We start from the raw sequence: 14,748 nt of genomic DNA, 5'->3' as shown, positions 1-14,748 counted from the left end.
TACGAGATGCGATTCAAACGACCCCAGGTACGGTACTCGGACACGCCCGAGCCGGTTACCCCTTACCAAGCCGCCGCACAGGTGTGGGACCAGCGCATCGGCAGCGCCCGCGTGCAGGCGAAGAACTGGCGGCTCATGGCCTTCGGCTGTCTCTCGCTCGCACTGCTGATGGCGGGTGGCCTGGTGTGGCGTTCGGCACAGTCCATCGTCACACCCTATGTGGTGGAAGTCGCCGCTGGCGGTCAGGTGCGCGCGGTGGGCGAAGCGGCCACACCGTACAAACCGAACGACGCGCAGATCGCCTACCACCTGGCGCGCTTCCTCACCGACGTGCGCTCGCTGTCGATCGACCCGATCGTGGTGCGGCAGAACTGGCTCGAAGCCTACGACTACACGACGGACAAGGGTGCAGCCACGCTGAACGACTACGCACGCACCAACGATCCGTTCGCGCGCATCGGCCAGACCTCGACGGCCGTGGAGATCACCAGTGTGGTTCGCGCCAGCGAATCCTCGTTCCAGGTGCGCTGGATCGAGCGCAACTACGCCAACGGTTCGCTCTCGGGCACCGAGCGCTGGACTGCCGTCCTGTCGATAGTGTTGCAGCCACCCCGCACCGAAGAGCGGTTGCGCAAGAACCCGCTGGGCATTTACGTCAACGGCCTGTCCTGGAGCCGTGAACTCGACGCAACCGAAGGAGTGAAGAAACCATGAAAACCCAAATCAGTATTTGCGTTTTGCCGTTGATCCTGAGCGCCACCTTGGCGACTGTCAGCGGTTGCGCCACACACGGCAAGCCGCCGCCGGACATCACGCTGGACGAACCCGTCGCGGCGCACGCGCTGCCGGAATTGCCCAAGCCCATCGAGGTGATTGAGGTACCCAAGCTGCTGCCGTTACCCGAGCAGTTGAAGGCCTTCGGGAGCACGCCCGAAGAAAAGCCAGTCGCCGAATCGCCTGACGAGAAGGCTCGCGTGGCGCGCGCCAATGCCGAAGCGCGCGTGGCCCCCAGCCGCGAGGGTTACATCAACGCTATCCAGGTCTGGCCTTATGCGGATGGCGCGCTGTATCAGGTCTACACCAGTCCGGGCCGTGTCACCGTCATCGCTTTGCAGCAGGGCGAAGAACTGGTGACGGTCTCGGCCGGCGACACCGTGCGCTGGATCGTCGGCGACACGGCCAGCGGTGCGGGCGCCAGCCAGCGTGTGAACATTCTCGTGAAGCCAACGCGCATCGGGCTGAAAACGAACCTGGTCATTACCACCAATCGTCGTACCTACCTGCTTGAACTGTCTTCGACGCCGCAGGCATGGATGGCGTCCGCATCGTGGGACTATCCGAAAGACCGCCTGCTGGCCTTGCAGAAGCAGGCGCAGCAAGCTCAGACGGCTGCGCCGGTGGACTCCGGTTTGTCGCTGGAGCAGATCAAGTTCCGCTACGCGATTTCCGGCGACAGCCCACCGTGGAAGCCGCTGCGCGCCTTCGACGACGGCGAGCGGGTCTACATCCAGTTTCCCGCCGGTATCGCGCAGGGCGAGTTGCCGCCGCTGTTCGTGATCGGAGCGCAAGGCGATGGCCAGCTCGTGAACTACCGCTTCCGCTCACCGTACTACGTGGTGGATCGGTTGTTCGGTGCGGCCGAATTGCGGCTGGGCGCTGACAAGGCCGCCGTTGTTCGCATAGAGCGCACCGATGGTATGAGCAGCGCGGCACGGAGGCATTGAGCATGAGCACGCCCGCCACGCCACCACCAACTGGGTCGAACAAGGCTGACCCGGACACCATGGCTCTGCGCGCTTCGCCGCGCCCGGTCACGCGACTGAACCGGCGCATGCTGGCCGTCCTTGCGGGAACGCTGGGTGCGGTCGTGTTGGGCGGCACGTTGTGGTCGCTGCAATCGCACAAGCGCGAGCGCAATGCGGCCTCCGAGCTGTACAACGTGGACCGTGTCTCGCATGCCGAGAACCTCGACCAGTTGCCCAAGGATTATTCCAAGGTGCCGGTGGCTGCCAAGCCGGTACCCGTTTTGGGCGAGCCATTGCCGGGCGATTTGGGTCCGGCCATAGTGGCGCAGCGCAATGCGGGAGCGCCCGCGCAGACTGGGCGCATTGCGCAGCCGGGTGATGCCGAAGAGGCGGCACATTCGGGGGTTTTCTTTCGCAGCGGTGCGGTGAAGGCGGCACCGTCGCCCACTGCGAGTACGGCCATGCCCGAGCCGGTATCGGGCAACCAGCCATTCAATCCGATGGCCCCTGCGGTCGCATCGGCGCAGCCGACCGACCCGACGGCGGTGCAGAACCGGCAGGATCAGAAGCAGGTGTTTGTCGCCAGTGGCGGCCCAACCAACGATGGCGCCACTCGCAATCCAGCCAGCCTGCAATTGCCGACCTCGCCCTACCAAGTGATGGCGGGCACCATCATTCCGGCAGCGCTGGTGACGGGCATCAACTCCGACCTGCCGGGACAGGTCATCGCCAACGTCACCGAGGCGGTCTACGACACGGCCACGGGTCGCTTCCTGCTGATTCCGCAGGGCTCGCGCCTGATCGGCCGTTACGACAGCCAGGTGTCATTCGGTCAGCGGCGCGTGTTACTGGTGTGGACGCGCTTGATCCTGCCCGATACCTCATCCATTTCGCTTGATCGACTACCCGGCATTGACCCAGCGGGCTATGCCGGACTGGAGGATGGCGTCGATTGGCATTGGGATCGCATCATCGCCAGTGCCGCGTTGTCCACGCTGCTCGGAGTCGGTGCCGAATTGGCTGCGCCTGATCGCACCGGCAGCGATGGCAAGGTCATCATCGCCACGCGCCAGAGCGGGCAGGACACAGTGAACCAGGTCGGTCAGGAGATCACCAAACGCAATGTGAGCATCCAGCCGACGCTCACTATCCGACCCGGCTTCCCGATGCGGGTCATGGTGAACAAGGATCTGATCCTGCGGCCGTACCAGCCGCTGTTTTTCCAGAGGGGATCGTCGCAATGAGCATATCCACCAGCAAGCTGCGGCTAGGGCCGCTGCCCAAAACCGAAACCGTCAAAATCACCATCGCGCTCACCACCGCGTTGAAGGCCGATTTGGAACGCTATGCCGCGCTGCATGCACAGACTTACGGCGAGTCGGTCAATGCCGCGACGCTGATCCCGCACATGCTCGAAGCGTTCATGGCGCGGGATCGCGGGTTTAAGCGGGCAGTATTGCCGCGTGCCATTGCTGCACAGAGAAATGAAAAAGCCGCCCCTGGTTGAACAAGGACGGCTCTCCAAATTGGTGCCCGAGGCCGGAATCGAACCGGCACGACCCTTTCGAGTCGAGGGATTTTCTTACCACTTCGGCTTTCGCCGCCAGCGCGAACGCTGTTCGTGGTCTGGAGCACGCCTTCACCATAACCTTGCGGCCGTAGGTGCCCGCCGTCTGCTCTCTACACCTTCCCTCGAATCTTTCGATCCGGGGCTTGGCTCGGTGTTGGCTCAGATGCTTGCAGCATCCAGGGCGTTCGCCGAATTTGACGGGCTTCACCTCCGGGGTTTCCCCTGGAGGGCTCAAATTGCTTCAAGTCCCTTGTGTCTACCAATTTCACCACTCGGGCTAACTTGGCTCGTTGCCGAACCGATGTTTCGCCTAGCTACGCTAGGCTTGTTTCAACTGCACCTCTCTACTGGCCCCTACATGACACCTAGCAGCCAGAGGGCTGTTGGGGCCATTTGCACTAAAGCCCGGGAAACCCGCGCCATTTCAAGCTCTGCACCTACATCCCTGATGAGAAAAAGACTTGACAAAGGAGATTTTAAGTCCCTTGTGTCTACCTATTTCACCATCCGGGCGTAAGGATCTGTAGAGAAAAAACCACGTAGGAAATTACTGGAGGCGCGACCCGGAATCGAACCGAGGTACACGGCTTTGCAGGCCGCTGCATAACCACTCTGCCATCGCGCCAGGATCGGAAATCCATAGCTGGAACTAAGAGAAAACTAAGAGAAAACTAAAAAGGGAAAACGTTTAGACGTTTTCCCTTTCCTTGAAATCTGGAGCGGGAGAAGAGTCTCGAACTCTCGACCTCAACCTTGGCAAGGTTGCGCTCTACCAACTGAGCTACTCCCGCAAAACAGGTCCGAATTATAACGTTCATGTTCGTGCTGTCAACGATTCAACGCAGATATCTCCTGCCACATCTTCAACAAGCAGTAGACCATCGACCACAAAGGAGTATGGCAGCAATCCAAAGTAGCCACGCATCCAGATTCTGCACATCCATCGGCCCAAGAGCGTATGCGGTAAATCCTCCGGGTTCTGCGGCAAATTGCACCTGAGCCATCCTGTGGCTGCTCCCCAACTAAAGTCCACGTGCTGCCACACGGAACCAATGAACACTGTAGCTTGCCACACATAAGCTACTTGCCAGACAACGCGTCTGACACGTACTGCCAGCCAGCGGCCAACGCATGCCATTACTGGCAATGGTAACCACACTCGCCTCGCTTTTGATGTGACGAACACAAGCGCGAGACGATGTCGCGTGGTGGATTAGCTAGAGCACCCTCGCATCAAAAGCTATCAGCGACCGGCGATGCCATGAGCTACCGGTGCGCCGTCCTGAAACACGAGCGGTGGTGCGGCGACTTTCAATGCGTCATCTTCGATCCGAAACAGGTAGACAGACCGATCACCAATACTCTCGGCGAACAGCGTGCGCGAATCATCCAGAAACCCGACACCCTGCGTCCACACACCAGATGACGCCTCGGAGATTCGATACAGGTGCTTGCCATCGATCTTCAGTAGCACGAGCTTGCTGTTGGGCGAATACAGCGGGTTGTCCGTCGGTAAGTTGCTCATGTTTTGGATTAACGCCGCAACATACTGCCCGTCCGGGGCGCACGCGACACCCTCGGGTACCGGCCCCACACTGACGGTATCGACAACACGCGGCGGAGCGGCGGTCGTATCGATCAGGCTAATGGTGTCAGCATCGCCGTTCACACCCATGTTGCTCACAACCGCGAGCCCCGTGCCGCCGCAGTAGGACACGGAGAACGGACGCACGCCGGCGACCATGTCACGTAGCGGTTTGAGCCGCAGACCTTCGACTGCATACAGTGACACTTTATTGTCGCCGAAACGGGTCAGCAGTACGCGGCGACCATCGGGGCTGAACGCCGCCGCAACCGGGCCAGCGCCCCGCCCGATCGGCAGCCTTTCCATGATCGTCACCTGCCGGTCAGCAGCGATAGATAACACGGTGACGCTATCGTCGTTTGGGTGCATCGCGAGCGCCATCATGCCGGTTGGGCTCATGGCGACCGATGAGGGCGAGGCGCCGAGCCTGATCGTCTGCATAACCCGTAACGGCGAAGCAGCCAAGTCAACGACCGAGAGGCGATCATCCGGCAGAAAGCGCGTCTGCATTAACCGCTGCAGGCTGCCTAACGCCGTCGAGCCCAGACTGGAGTAGCGATCTTCGGAAACACTCGTCCCATCTTTCTTGTTCGGATCGAGGCGCATTGATGCGCTCACCAGCGCGAACGACCCGTTCACCGACACCGCGACTGAGGAAGGCGGCCCCCAAAGGTGCGTCGGTACGAACACCTGACCGAGCTTTCTCGCAGTTGCACCGGAGAATTCGAAAAAGACTGCCGAGTCCGGGACCGGGGACTGAGCGACCTTGATCATGCCATTCTCGAGCGTTACCTTAGGTTCCAGAGCAAATCCCACGACCTGCGCCACGACCGTTATTGGCAGGGCAGCGAGTGCAACAGCGAATCGAATTACTACTATGCGCATAGCATTGTATGCCATTTTAGTTCTCCAGTCTCCATGTGCAGCCCACTGCAGAAATCGAGATCAACGCCTTTTTAATCATATCCCACAGTGGGAAAGTCCACGCAACTTGCCCAGTCTCGAACTCTCGACCTCAACCTTGGCAAGGTTGCGCTCTACCAACTGAGCTACTCCCGCAAGACAGGCCGTTGTAACGTTCATGTCCGTGCTGTCAACGATTCAACGCAGATATCTCCTGCCACGCTTTTAATAAATAATAAGCCATCGACCACAACGTAAGCACAGCGGCCGCCCAGAGCAGCCATCCGCCGAGCTTTTGCACGTCAACTGGCCCCAGCGGAGCATGCCATAACAGCAAGGGAATAGCGGTCATCTGCGCTGCGGTTTTAAATTTGCCGACAAAAGAAACAGCCACGCTTTTGGCCGCACCTATCCTCGCCATCCATTCGCGCAAGGCAGAAATGGCAATCTCGCGCCCGATAATGACAAATGACAGCAAAGCATCCGCACGCCCAAGCTGCACTAGCATCACCAGAGCGGCTGCCACCATCAACTTGTCGGCTACGGGGTCAAGAAATTCGCCAAAGGCCGAGGTCTGATGCAGCTTGCGCGCCAGCCAGCCATCGAGCCAATCGGTGAGCGCTGCCACAACAAATGCCACTGTGGCGATCAGGTTCTGCTCAAGCGAAGTCAAGGGCAGATAAAAAACGCCGACGACTAAGGGAATGAGAGAAATTCTGCCCCACGTCAGCACATTCGGAATATTCAATTTCATGAGCGTAATTGCGTGTAAATGGCCTCGGCCAGATGGCGCGAGATGCCAGTCACACGGCATAGGTCTTCAATTGTAGCCGCACGTACGCCATCCAGCCCGCCAAATTGCGCCAGCAGATTTCTGCGCCGCGCTGGGCCGATGCCGGCAATATCTTCCAGCTTTGAATGGCCACGCGCCTTGGCGCGCCGCGCGCGATGGCCGACGATGGCAAAGCGGTGCGCTTCGTCACGAATTTCCTGCAGCAGATGAAAGCCCGCGTTGTCCATGGCTAATTGTAGCGGCTCGCTGCGACCATGCACAAACAAGGTTTCCAGGCCGGGCTTTCTGCCTTCGCCTTTGGCAACGCCAATGCTCTGCAAATGATCCAGCCCCAGCTCGGCAAATACGTCGCGCGCGATGCTGTGCTGGCCTTTGCCGCCATCAATGAGCACTAAATCAGGCGTATTCGCCGTCTCACCAGCGCCGACTTTTGCGTAACGCCGCGTCAGCGCCTGACGCATCGCGGCATAGTCGTCGCCGCCGGTGATACCGCTGATATTAAAGCGGCGATAGTCGCTTTTCTTCATCGCGCCATCCACGCACACCACGCACGAGGCCACAGTGCCCTCGCCCATCGTGTGACTGATGTCGAAGCATTCGATACGATGCGGCGGATCGGACAGATCCAGCGCCTCCTGCAAGGCGGCAAGGCGGCTGCCGGAACGTGTGTTGGCCTGCTTGCGAGAGGTCATCGCCAGCCGTGCATTGTTCTCCGCCATCGCCAGCCAGGCGCGTTCCATTTCGTTTTTTGCCGGCCCCGCATGCCTGCCCGCTTGTACACCCTCTAGCGCATCATCCAGCGGCCAGGGGCTGAGTATGATCCGCGCAGGTATGGGCTTATCGGCATAGTGCTGCGCCACAAAGGCTGCTAATACCTCGCCTGCCTCGGCACCCCCGACGGCTTGCGGAAAATAGGCGCGATCACCCAGATGCAGGCCGCCGCGCACCATCGCCAGATTCACGCACGGCTCGCCGTGTTCCACCACGGCGGCGATGATATCGACATCCGCCTCACGCGTTGAGCTGACGTATTGCCGATGCAGCACAGCCTGCAACGATTTGATCTGGTCGCGCAGCATTGCCGCATCTTCAAACTTGAGCTGGTCTGCAGCCTCAGACATGCGCGCGCTGAGATTGTCGATGACTTCCGAGTGTTTGCCGCGCAAAAAAAGCTCCGCCAGGCGCACATCGGTCGCGTAATCGTCGGCTGAAATCAACCCCACGCAGGGCGCTGTGCAGCGGTGAATCTGGTGCAGCAAACAAGGCCTCGAACGATGCGCAAACACTGCATTTTCACAGGTGCGCAGCAAGAAGGCCTTCTGCACCAGTTGGATGCTTTCGCGCACCGCCAGCGCATTGGGAAAGGGCCCGAAGTAACGCGACTTTTTATCAAAGCCGCCGCGATGGTAGAACAGCCGCGGAAACGTGCCACCCGACAGCCCGATGTAAGGGTAGGACTTGTCATCGCGAAACAGAATGTTGTATTTCGGCACGAGCTTTTTGATCAGCGTGTTTTCAAGAATCAGTGCTTCGGCTTCCGAGCGCGTGGCTGTCACTTCCATGTGCGCGACTTGCTGCAACATCAGCGCAATGCGCGGACTGTGGCCGGTCTTCTGGAAGTAGGACGACACGCGGCGCTTGAGATTTTTCGCTTTGCCGACATACAGCACGCCGCCTGCGGCATCGAGCATGCGGTATACGCCCGGCGCGTCAGTCAGCGTGGCGAGAAAACTGCGACTGTCAAAGCTCGTTGCGGATGAGGCGGAAGACATGCGAGAAGTCGGCGCTGGTGAGACGGCGGGTTTGCGTGTTGTAACGGCTGCAATGATAACTGTCGACGAACACACGGCCATCCGGCAGCACGTGACGCGCGGCGTGCGCAAAGGTGAACGCCGACTGCTTGAGCCCGGCCGCCATCAGCACGGCCTTGTGCGCTACCAGCCCCAACGCCAGAATCACGCGCACTTCGGGCGCGGCAGCAAGCTCTTCTGCCAGCCAGCGATTGCAGTTTTTTATCTCATTCGTTTCCGGTTTGTTTTGCGGCGGCAAACATTTCACGGCATTGGTGATGCGGCAATCGTTTAGCGTCAATCCATCGTCCGCCGCGACGGACACCGGCTGCGAAGCAAAACCAAACGCATGCAGGGTCTCAAAGAGCAGAATGCCCGCATAGTCGCCCGTGAATGGCCGGCCGCTACGATTGGCGCCATGCATGCCAGGCGCCAGGCCTACGATCAGCAGGCGCGCCTTCGGGTCGCCAAAGGGCAATACCGGCCGCGCGTGATAATCCGGATAGTTGCCGCGCACATCCGCAAGAAAAGTTGCCAGGCGCGGGCATTCGGTACAGCATAGAAGTTCGTTCATTCGGCTAGGATACCGCCTCTCATGATGAACGCGCTATCTCCCTACCTTGCTACCCGCCCTATTCGCTGCGACATTTTTTGTGTGGTCGTCGATAACTACGGCGATGCCGGCGTGTGCTGGCGCCTTGCCCGCCAACTGGCCGAGGAATACGGCTGGCAAGTGCGGCTGTATATCGATAATCCGGCACCGCTCGATCTGCTGGCCCCCGACCATGCCCAAAGCCCCGTCACCGTTGCGCCCTGGCCGCATTTACTACCGCCCGATGCACCACACGACAGCCCAGCCGACGTAGTCATTGAAACCTTTGCCTGCACGCTGCCTGAGGTGTACACCGAGGCCATGGCGCGTAGCGAGAAAAAACCCGTGTGGCTCAATCTCGACTATCTCTCGGCGGAGGACTGGGTTGGCGAACTGCATGGCATGCCCTCACCCCACCCACATCTGCCGCTGGTTAAACATTTTTTCTTTCCCGGTTTTGGCAAACGCAGCGGCGGCCTGCTGCGCGAAGCCGACTACGACACCCGCCGCCAAGCCTTCGACGCGGCGGCTTTTCGCGCCCAACTCGGCCTGCCGGAGAAAGCGCCGAATGAGCTGACCATTTCGCTGTTCAGCTATCCCACGGCGCCCGTCGCGCAATTGACGCAGGCGTTGGCGCAAGCAGATCGTCCCATCCGCTTGTTGCAACCGGGCAGCAATGCCGCCGCTTTCACACAAGGTGCATTCAGCACGCACCCGCTGCCCTTTCTGTCGCAATCCCGCTTTGATGAGCTGCTCTGGGCTTGTGACGTGAATTTCGTGCGCGGCGAGGATTCCTTCGTGCGCGCCCAGTGGGCGGGCAAGCCTTTTGTCTGGCAAATCTATCCGCAGGCCGACGATGCGCACTGGGTAAAGCTCGATGCCTTTCTTCATCGTTATATGCGAAAAATCGGCGCTGATGACGCGCCGCAAAGCTTTGAATCTGACCGCAGGGAATGCTTGAACCCACTGTTGGGCAGAGCCGTCTCTGGAAAGTCCCCCTGGGGGACGGCGATTGATGCAATAAGCACTTTCTGGCACGCCTGGAACGGCAAAGGCGAGCTCAACTGGCCCGCCTTTGCCGCCGCACTACCCGCACTGGCCAGCGCAACGCAGCGCTGGTCAGTTGCGCTAGCCGATCAGACGAATCTTGCCAGTAATCTTGTGCAGTTCTGCCTTGAACGGCTAAAATGACCGATTAACTCCTTTCTCACTACGCACCCCTTTTGCTGGAAGCACACTCATGAAAATCGCCCAGGAACTCCGCGCCGGTAATGTCGTCATGGTCGGCAATGACCCCCTCGTTGTACAAAAAGCTGAATACAACAAATCCGGTCGCAGCTCGGCTGTTGTCAAATTCAAATTTAAAAATCTGCTCACCGGCGCCGCTTCAGAAGCCGTCTATAAGGCCGATGATAAGTTCGACCAAGTTGTGCCCGATCGCAAAGAATGCACTTACTCCTACTTCGCCGAGCCCATGTTTGTTTTCATGGACGCAGAATACAACCAGTATGAAGTTGAGCGTGACAACATGGGTGACGCCGTCAATTACATTGAAGACGGCATGCCGGTTGAAGTAGTGTTCTATGACGGCAAAGCGATTTCCGTTGAAATGCCTAACAGCGTCGTGCGCGAAGTCATCTACACTGAACCCGCGGTGAAAGGCGACACGTCTGGCAAAGTGATGAAACCCGCCAAAATCACCACAGGTTTTGAATTGCCTGTGCCACTGTTCGTCGAAATTGGCGACAAGATTGAAATTGACACCCGCACAGCAGAATATCGCAACCGGGTTAAATAAGTTTTAGTCTCTAGGTTTTTATTCACCAAACAGAGGGGCTCAATGAAAAACGCGGCCACAAACGCAACCAATTCTGCTAAATCCGCAAAATTCGGCATGCTTAAATTTTTCATCATTCTCCTGATCATTGCCCCACTGCTGTTTGCCGCATACATCTGGCTCGCTTTTCAGTATTCTTACTCTGATGGCGAGCGTGCAGGCTTTGTGCAAAAGCTCTCACGCAAGGGCTGGCTCTGCAAAACGTGGGAAGGCGAATTAACCCTGGTCGCTGTTCCCGGCTCAATGCCGGAAAAGTTTTTCTTCACTGTACGAGACGATGCGCTTGCCGCCAAACTCAACAGCCAAATGGGGCAACGTGTTGCCGTCACTTATGATCAACACAAAGGCTTACCCGGCACCTGTTTTGGTGAGACTGAATACTTCCTGCGGGATAGTCGCGCTGTCACTAATCCCTAAAGCTTTGTGCGATTAGCTACGGCTTATTGCAGTCCCCTGCACTGAACGCTGCGACCGCGTTGATCCCACCGTGCTATGCGCCTCAACGAACTTAAACTGCCCCTCGATCACACGCCAGAGAACTTGCGGGCCGCAATCATCAAGCGGCTCGGTATCGCCTCTGATGAGCTGCTCGACTTTCAAATTTATCGCCGCAGCGTGGATGCACGCAAACCCTCGGCAATTATCCTCACTTACACGCTTGATGTCACTCTGAAAAATGAACAGGCGGTGTTAAACCGCCTGCAAGGCGCCCCACATATCGGGCAAACGCCGGATACGCAATATCACTTCGTGACCAAATCACAGGCAACTCAGCAGCATCCACGCCCCGTGGTTATTGGCACCGGGCCCTGCGGCTTGTTTGCGGGTTTGCTTTTAGCGCAGATGGGATTTCGCCCGCTGATTCTCGAACGTGGCAAATCTGTCCGCGAACGGACCCAAGACACCTGGAAGTTCTGGCGTCAGGGCCTGCTCAATCCGGAGTCCAATGTTCAGTTTGGCGAAGGCGGCGCGGGCACATTTTCTGATGGCAAACTCTACAGCCAGATTCGTGACCCGGAATATCGCAGCCGCAAGGTGCTTACCGAATTTATCAAAGCCGGTGCGCCGGAAGAAATAGTGTATGTAGCCAAACCACACATCGGCACGTTTCGCCTGGTATCGATGGTGGAAAACATGCGCGCCAGCATTGAGGCACTGGGCGGTGAAATCCGCTTTCAGAACCGCGTTACCGACATCCAAATCGATCAAGGCCAGGTGCGCGGCCTACTGCTCGAAAGCGGGGAGCACATAGCCGCCGATCATGTAGTTCTGGCGGTTGGCCATAGCGCGCGCGACACCTTCTACCAGCTTCACGCGCGCGGTGTTTTTCTCGAAGCCAAACCATTCTCGATCGGCGTGCGTATTGAACACCCTCAGTCGCTCATTGATCAAGTGCGTTACGGCAAAGCAGCCGGACATCCTATACTCGGGGCTGCGGATTACAAGCTGGTACATCACGCTAAAAACGCGCGTTCAGCCTATAGTTTTTGCATGTGTCCCGGTGGTACGGTTGTTGCTGCCGCTTCTGAGCCTGGACGTCTTGTCACCAATGGCATGAGCCAGTATTCACGCAATGAACGCAACGCCAACAGCGCCATCGTGGTGGGCATTACACCGGCAGATTACCCGGATGGCCCGCTCGCCGGAATCGAGTATCAGCGGCATTGGGAGTCACTCGCCTTTATCACTGGTGGCAGCAATTACGCCGCACCTGCGCAACGGGTAGGCGATTTTCTTGCCCAAAAGCCATCGACTGCGTTGGGGGAAGTTCACCCGTCGTATACCCCAGGTATTCATCTCACCGACCTCTCTTTGTGCCTGCCTGAATTTGTCACCACCACCCTGCACGAAGCATTGCCCGCCTTTGGCAAACAGATTCGCGGCTTCGCGATGGAAGACGCCTTGATGACGGGGATAGAAACACGCACATCGTCTCCTGTGCGTATCACCCGCAATGAACATTATCAAAGCCTCAATACACGTGGTTTGTTTCCTGCTGGCGAGGGGGCGGGTTATGCCGGAGGAATTTTATCTGCCGCCATTGACGGCATCAAAGTCGCCGAGGCCGTTGCGCTCAGCATGGCGCAAGACTAACGAAGCGCCGCTGGCGCCTCGCGTCGTTACTGTAAAGATTCAAGCCCCTTTAGGCTTCCGCAGCAGCGAGAGCCAACTCAGCGGCCCGGCGGGTTTTTCCGGCGCGCGCAGGCATATGGCACAGCCCGCAAACATACCCACGGGTGGGATCAAATGCGTGGGTGACAAAATCACCACCGCATTCGCGGCAAGTTGCCATTTGCAGCATTTTGGCATCGAAAAACCGCACCATAGTCCACGCACGCGTGAGCGAAAGCACAACGTCCATACTGCCTCGCTCGATCTGCTCAACGTACATGCGGTAAGACTTGATGATCAGCTCCAGCCCTTTTAATTGCGTATGCTTCTGGAAAAAACGGTAATACGCCATAAACAGGGAGGCATGAATGTTCGGCTGCCATGTCATGAACCAGTCGGTTGAAAAAGGCAGCATGCCTTTCGGCGGCGACTCTCCCTTGACCTCCTTATACAGCTTGAGCAGACGCTCGCGAGAAAGATTTGTCTCCGCTTCGAGCAATTGCAAACGGGCCCCCAGCTTTACCAGATCAACCGCCAGACGAATTTCATTCGCCTCCGTAATAACGGATTTATTTCTCATTCACGCCTCCGCACCATCAAAAAACATCAGAAAACCACGAAAAACCACGAGAAAAATGCGATATCAAGCAATGGTGGCAACAGGACGGCCGGCGGCGAGGATAGCTGCATGCACGTGCGCGGCACCTCGGTCACGCTCGTGATTGGCAAGTAGATCGAGTAGCAAGGTGTCGTCAAAGCGGAAATTGCACAGCAACATGTCCGAGCTAGCCATCTTGAGCACTTGACTCGGTGTAAGGCGCGTCAGTACATCGGCAACTTCTTCGCTGATACCTAACCGAAAAATGGCCGCTTCACGATCCGAGCGAACCATGTTTTGCGCCAGCATCAAATAGGAAAGATTGACTTCTTTTATATCGTTGTAGGCATCAGGCTTCATCATGCACTCCCTTGTGGTGTGTATTATCGGGTGTATTACGGGTGTATCACTCTGCGCAACTCCAAATTGGAATCACGGTGATTGCATGATTGCACAACCAGTGACAAGAAAAATATCAACAGAAAAACCATTCTATTGTCAGAATCAGATGCATGTATTTGTAAGGTTTTTACTTACATACTCACCACATCCCCACGCTAGAGAAAAGAGTAGCTCGTACGTTACCCAACCGTGCGGTGTGTGCCCATCAATGCAAAACGATTCGGCGCGGCGTTAAACTCTCGCCATGGATCCCATTCTGAAATTTTGCAGTGTTTGTGGCGCACCTGTCAGTCAGCGAGTACCGGCAGGCGACTCTTTGCTTCGCTATGTATGCACGGCGTGCGACACGATTCATTACCGCAACCCGCGTTTGGTCGTGGGCAGTTTGCCCGAGTGGGGGGAACGCATCTTGCTGTGCCGCCGCGCCATTGAGCCCAGCTACGGCAAATGGACACTCCCTGCAGGATTTATGGAAAACGGTGAAACTGTTGCTCACGCCGCTATCCGCGAAACCTCCGAAGAAGCTTGCGCGCGCATTGCGCTGGATGACCTTTTCAGCCTTATCAGCGTGCCGCACATTGATCAGGTGCATGTAATCTATCGCGCGCATTTGCTCGATCTTGATTTTGCTGCGGGCGAAGAAACGTTGGAACTACGATTGTTCAGCGAAAATGAGATTCCCTGGGATGACATCGCGTTTCGCACCATTCACCTCACCCTGCGCCATTATTTTGCCGACCGCCGCGCAGGGCGCTTTCGCTTTCACGAAGAAACCATCTCGCCTCCGCTGTCGCCCCAGCAGGACGCGCGCTAAAACGTAT

Annotated in this window: 15 protein-coding genes and 2 tRNA genes; 9 read left to right on the top strand and 8 right to left on the bottom strand. The window is 57.7% G+C overall.

Going from position 1 to position 14,748, the window contains the following annotated elements:
• Nucleotides 1-6: 6 nt before the first annotated feature.
• From trbF to PG1C_RS02805, 4 genes are read left to right on the top strand one after another with little or no spacing between them, the layout of a single operon-like run.
• A complete protein-coding gene (trbF, locus tag PG1C_RS02820; RefSeq protein WP_202635918.1) occupies nt 7-714 on the top strand; it encodes a conjugal transfer protein TrbF in 708 nt (235 codons plus the stop codon).
• On the top strand, nt 711-1,724 hold the full coding sequence (gene trbG, locus PG1C_RS02815) for a P-type conjugative transfer protein TrbG (protein ID WP_202635917.1): 1,014 nt from the start codon (nt 711-713) through the stop codon (nt 1,722-1,724). The genes trbF and trbG overlap by 4 nt, the downstream gene beginning before the upstream one ends.
• 2 nt (nt 1,725-1,726) lie before the next feature.
• A complete protein-coding gene (locus PG1C_RS02810; protein ID WP_202635916.1) occupies nt 1,727-2,989 on the top strand; it encodes a TraB/TrbI/VirB10 family type IV secretion system protein in 1,263 nt (420 codons plus the stop codon).
• Nucleotides 2,986-3,252, top strand: a complete 267-nt coding sequence (locus tag PG1C_RS02805; RefSeq protein WP_202635915.1) for a DUF2274 domain-containing protein — start codon at nt 2,986-2,988, stop codon at nt 3,250-3,252. Before PG1C_RS02810 ends, PG1C_RS02805 begins: the two co-directional genes overlap by 4 nt.
• 614 nt (nt 3,253-3,866) lie before the next feature.
• Here PG1C_RS02805 and PG1C_RS02800 read toward each other — a convergent pair.
• The 6 genes from PG1C_RS02800 to PG1C_RS02775 all read right to left on the bottom strand — a co-directional run bounded on the left by PG1C_RS02800 (nt 3,867) and on the right by PG1C_RS02775 (nt 8,960).
• Nucleotides 3,867-3,940: transfer RNA gene (locus PG1C_RS02800), tRNA-Cys, on the bottom strand.
• Nucleotides 3,941-4,030: 90 nt separating this feature from the next.
• Nucleotides 4,031-4,106: transfer RNA gene (locus PG1C_RS02795), tRNA-Gly, on the bottom strand.
• A 452-nt stretch (nt 4,107-4,558) separates the two neighbouring features.
• The gene (locus PG1C_RS02790; protein ID WP_202635914.1) at nt 4,559-5,539 is read right to left on the bottom strand and encodes a YncE family protein; all 981 of its coding nucleotides are present in this window, start codon (nt 5,537-5,539) and stop codon (nt 4,559-4,561) included.
• A gap of 454 nt (nt 5,540-5,993) precedes the next feature.
• A complete protein-coding gene (gene pgsA, locus PG1C_RS02785) occupies nt 5,994-6,557 on the bottom strand; it encodes a CDP-diacylglycerol--glycerol-3-phosphate 3-phosphatidyltransferase (RefSeq protein WP_202635913.1) in 564 nt (187 codons plus the stop codon).
• Nucleotides 6,554-8,368 carry an excinuclease ABC subunit UvrC gene (gene uvrC, locus PG1C_RS02780; protein WP_202635912.1) on the bottom strand — a complete coding sequence of 605 codons (1,815 nt, stop codon included), beginning with the start codon at nt 8,366-8,368 and terminating at the stop codon, nt 6,554-6,556. Before uvrC ends, pgsA begins: the two co-directional genes overlap by 4 nt.
• Nucleotides 8,337-8,960 (bottom strand): uracil-DNA glycosylase, encoded by a 624-nt coding sequence (locus PG1C_RS02775; protein ID WP_202635911.1) that lies wholly within the window; start codon nt 8,958-8,960, stop codon nt 8,337-8,339. Before PG1C_RS02775 ends, uvrC begins: the two co-directional genes overlap by 32 nt.
• Nucleotides 8,961-8,981: 21 nt before the next feature.
• Between PG1C_RS02775 and earP the strand changes: the two genes are divergently transcribed.
• From earP to PG1C_RS02755, 4 genes are all read left to right on the top strand, one after another.
• The gene (gene earP, locus PG1C_RS02770; RefSeq protein ID WP_237218264.1) at nt 8,982-10,169 is read left to right on the top strand and encodes an elongation factor P maturation arginine rhamnosyltransferase EarP; all 1,188 of its coding nucleotides are present in this window, start codon (nt 8,982-8,984) and stop codon (nt 10,167-10,169) included.
• A gap of 49 nt (nt 10,170-10,218) precedes the next feature.
• Nucleotides 10,219-10,776 (top strand): elongation factor P, encoded by a 558-nt coding sequence (gene efp / locus PG1C_RS02765; RefSeq protein ID WP_202635910.1) that lies wholly within the window; start codon nt 10,219-10,221, stop codon nt 10,774-10,776.
• Between the two features lie 96 nt (nt 10,777-10,872).
• Nucleotides 10,873-11,232 (top strand): hypothetical protein, encoded by a 360-nt coding sequence (locus PG1C_RS02760; RefSeq protein WP_202635909.1) that lies wholly within the window; start codon nt 10,873-10,875, stop codon nt 11,230-11,232.
• Between the two features lie 75 nt (nt 11,233-11,307).
• A complete protein-coding gene (locus PG1C_RS02755; RefSeq protein ID WP_202635908.1) occupies nt 11,308-12,909 on the top strand; it encodes an NAD(P)/FAD-dependent oxidoreductase in 1,602 nt (533 codons plus the stop codon).
• Between the two features lie 49 nt (nt 12,910-12,958).
• Here PG1C_RS02755 and flhC read toward each other — a convergent pair whose 3' ends face one another.
• A complete protein-coding gene (gene flhC, locus PG1C_RS02750) occupies nt 12,959-13,507 on the bottom strand; it encodes a flagellar transcriptional regulator FlhC (protein ID WP_202635907.1) in 549 nt (182 codons plus the stop codon).
• 63 nt (nt 13,508-13,570) lie between these two features.
• Complete coding sequence (gene flhD / locus PG1C_RS02745; protein ID WP_202635906.1) at nt 13,571-13,888, bottom strand: flagellar transcriptional regulator FlhD; 318 nt, start codon at nt 13,886-13,888, stop codon at nt 13,571-13,573.
• Between the two features lie 295 nt (nt 13,889-14,183).
• Between flhD and PG1C_RS02740 the strand changes: the two genes are divergently transcribed.
• Nucleotides 14,184-14,741 carry an NUDIX hydrolase gene (locus PG1C_RS02740; protein ID WP_202636892.1) on the top strand — a complete coding sequence of 186 codons (558 nt, stop codon included), beginning with the start codon at nt 14,184-14,186 and terminating at the stop codon, nt 14,739-14,741.
• Nucleotides 14,742-14,748 lie beyond the last annotated feature (7 nt).

Origin of the sequence: Rugosibacter aromaticivorans (genome assembly GCF_000934545.1) — a bacterium.
GTDB classification, from domain to species: domain Bacteria; phylum Pseudomonadota; class Gammaproteobacteria; order Burkholderiales; family Rhodocyclaceae; genus Rugosibacter; species Rugosibacter aromaticivorans.
This window is presented reverse-complemented; position numbering and strand designations above follow the sequence as displayed.

Excerpts from the sequence above, each read along its gene's own strand:
- trbF (WP_202635918.1), top strand. The coding sequence starts at position 7 with ATGCGATTCAAACGACCCCAGGTACGGTACTCGGACACGCCCGAGCCG.
- trbG (WP_202635917.1), top strand. The coding sequence starts at position 711 with ATGAAAACCCAAATCAGTATTTGCGTTTTGCCGTTGATCCTGAGCGCC.
- PG1C_RS02810 (WP_202635916.1), top strand. The coding sequence starts at position 1,727 with ATGAGCACGCCCGCCACGCCACCACCAACTGGGTCGAACAAGGCTGAC.
- PG1C_RS02805 (WP_202635915.1), top strand. The coding sequence starts at position 2,986 with ATGAGCATATCCACCAGCAAGCTGCGGCTAGGGCCGCTGCCCAAAACC.
- pgsA (WP_202635913.1), bottom strand. The coding sequence starts at position 6,557 with ATGAAATTGAATATTCCGAATGTGCTGACGTGGGGCAGAATTTCTCTC.
- uvrC (WP_202635912.1), bottom strand. The coding sequence starts at position 8,368 with ATGTCTTCCGCCTCATCCGCAACGAGCTTTGACAGTCGCAGTTTTCTC.
- PG1C_RS02775 (WP_202635911.1), bottom strand. The coding sequence starts at position 8,960 with ATGAACGAACTTCTATGCTGTACCGAATGCCCGCGCCTGGCAACTTTT.
- earP (WP_237218264.1), top strand. The coding sequence starts at position 8,982 with ATGATGAACGCGCTATCTCCCTACCTTGCTACCCGCCCTATTCGCTGC.
- efp (WP_202635910.1), top strand. The coding sequence starts at position 10,219 with ATGAAAATCGCCCAGGAACTCCGCGCCGGTAATGTCGTCATGGTCGGC.
- PG1C_RS02760 (WP_202635909.1), top strand. The coding sequence starts at position 10,873 with ATGCTTAAATTTTTCATCATTCTCCTGATCATTGCCCCACTGCTGTTT.
- PG1C_RS02755 (WP_202635908.1), top strand. The coding sequence starts at position 11,308 with ATGCGCCTCAACGAACTTAAACTGCCCCTCGATCACACGCCAGAGAAC.
- flhC (WP_202635907.1), bottom strand. The coding sequence starts at position 13,507 with ATGAGAAATAAATCCGTTATTACGGAGGCGAATGAAATTCGTCTGGCG.
- flhD (WP_202635906.1), bottom strand. The coding sequence starts at position 13,888 with ATGATGAAGCCTGATGCCTACAACGATATAAAAGAAGTCAATCTTTCC.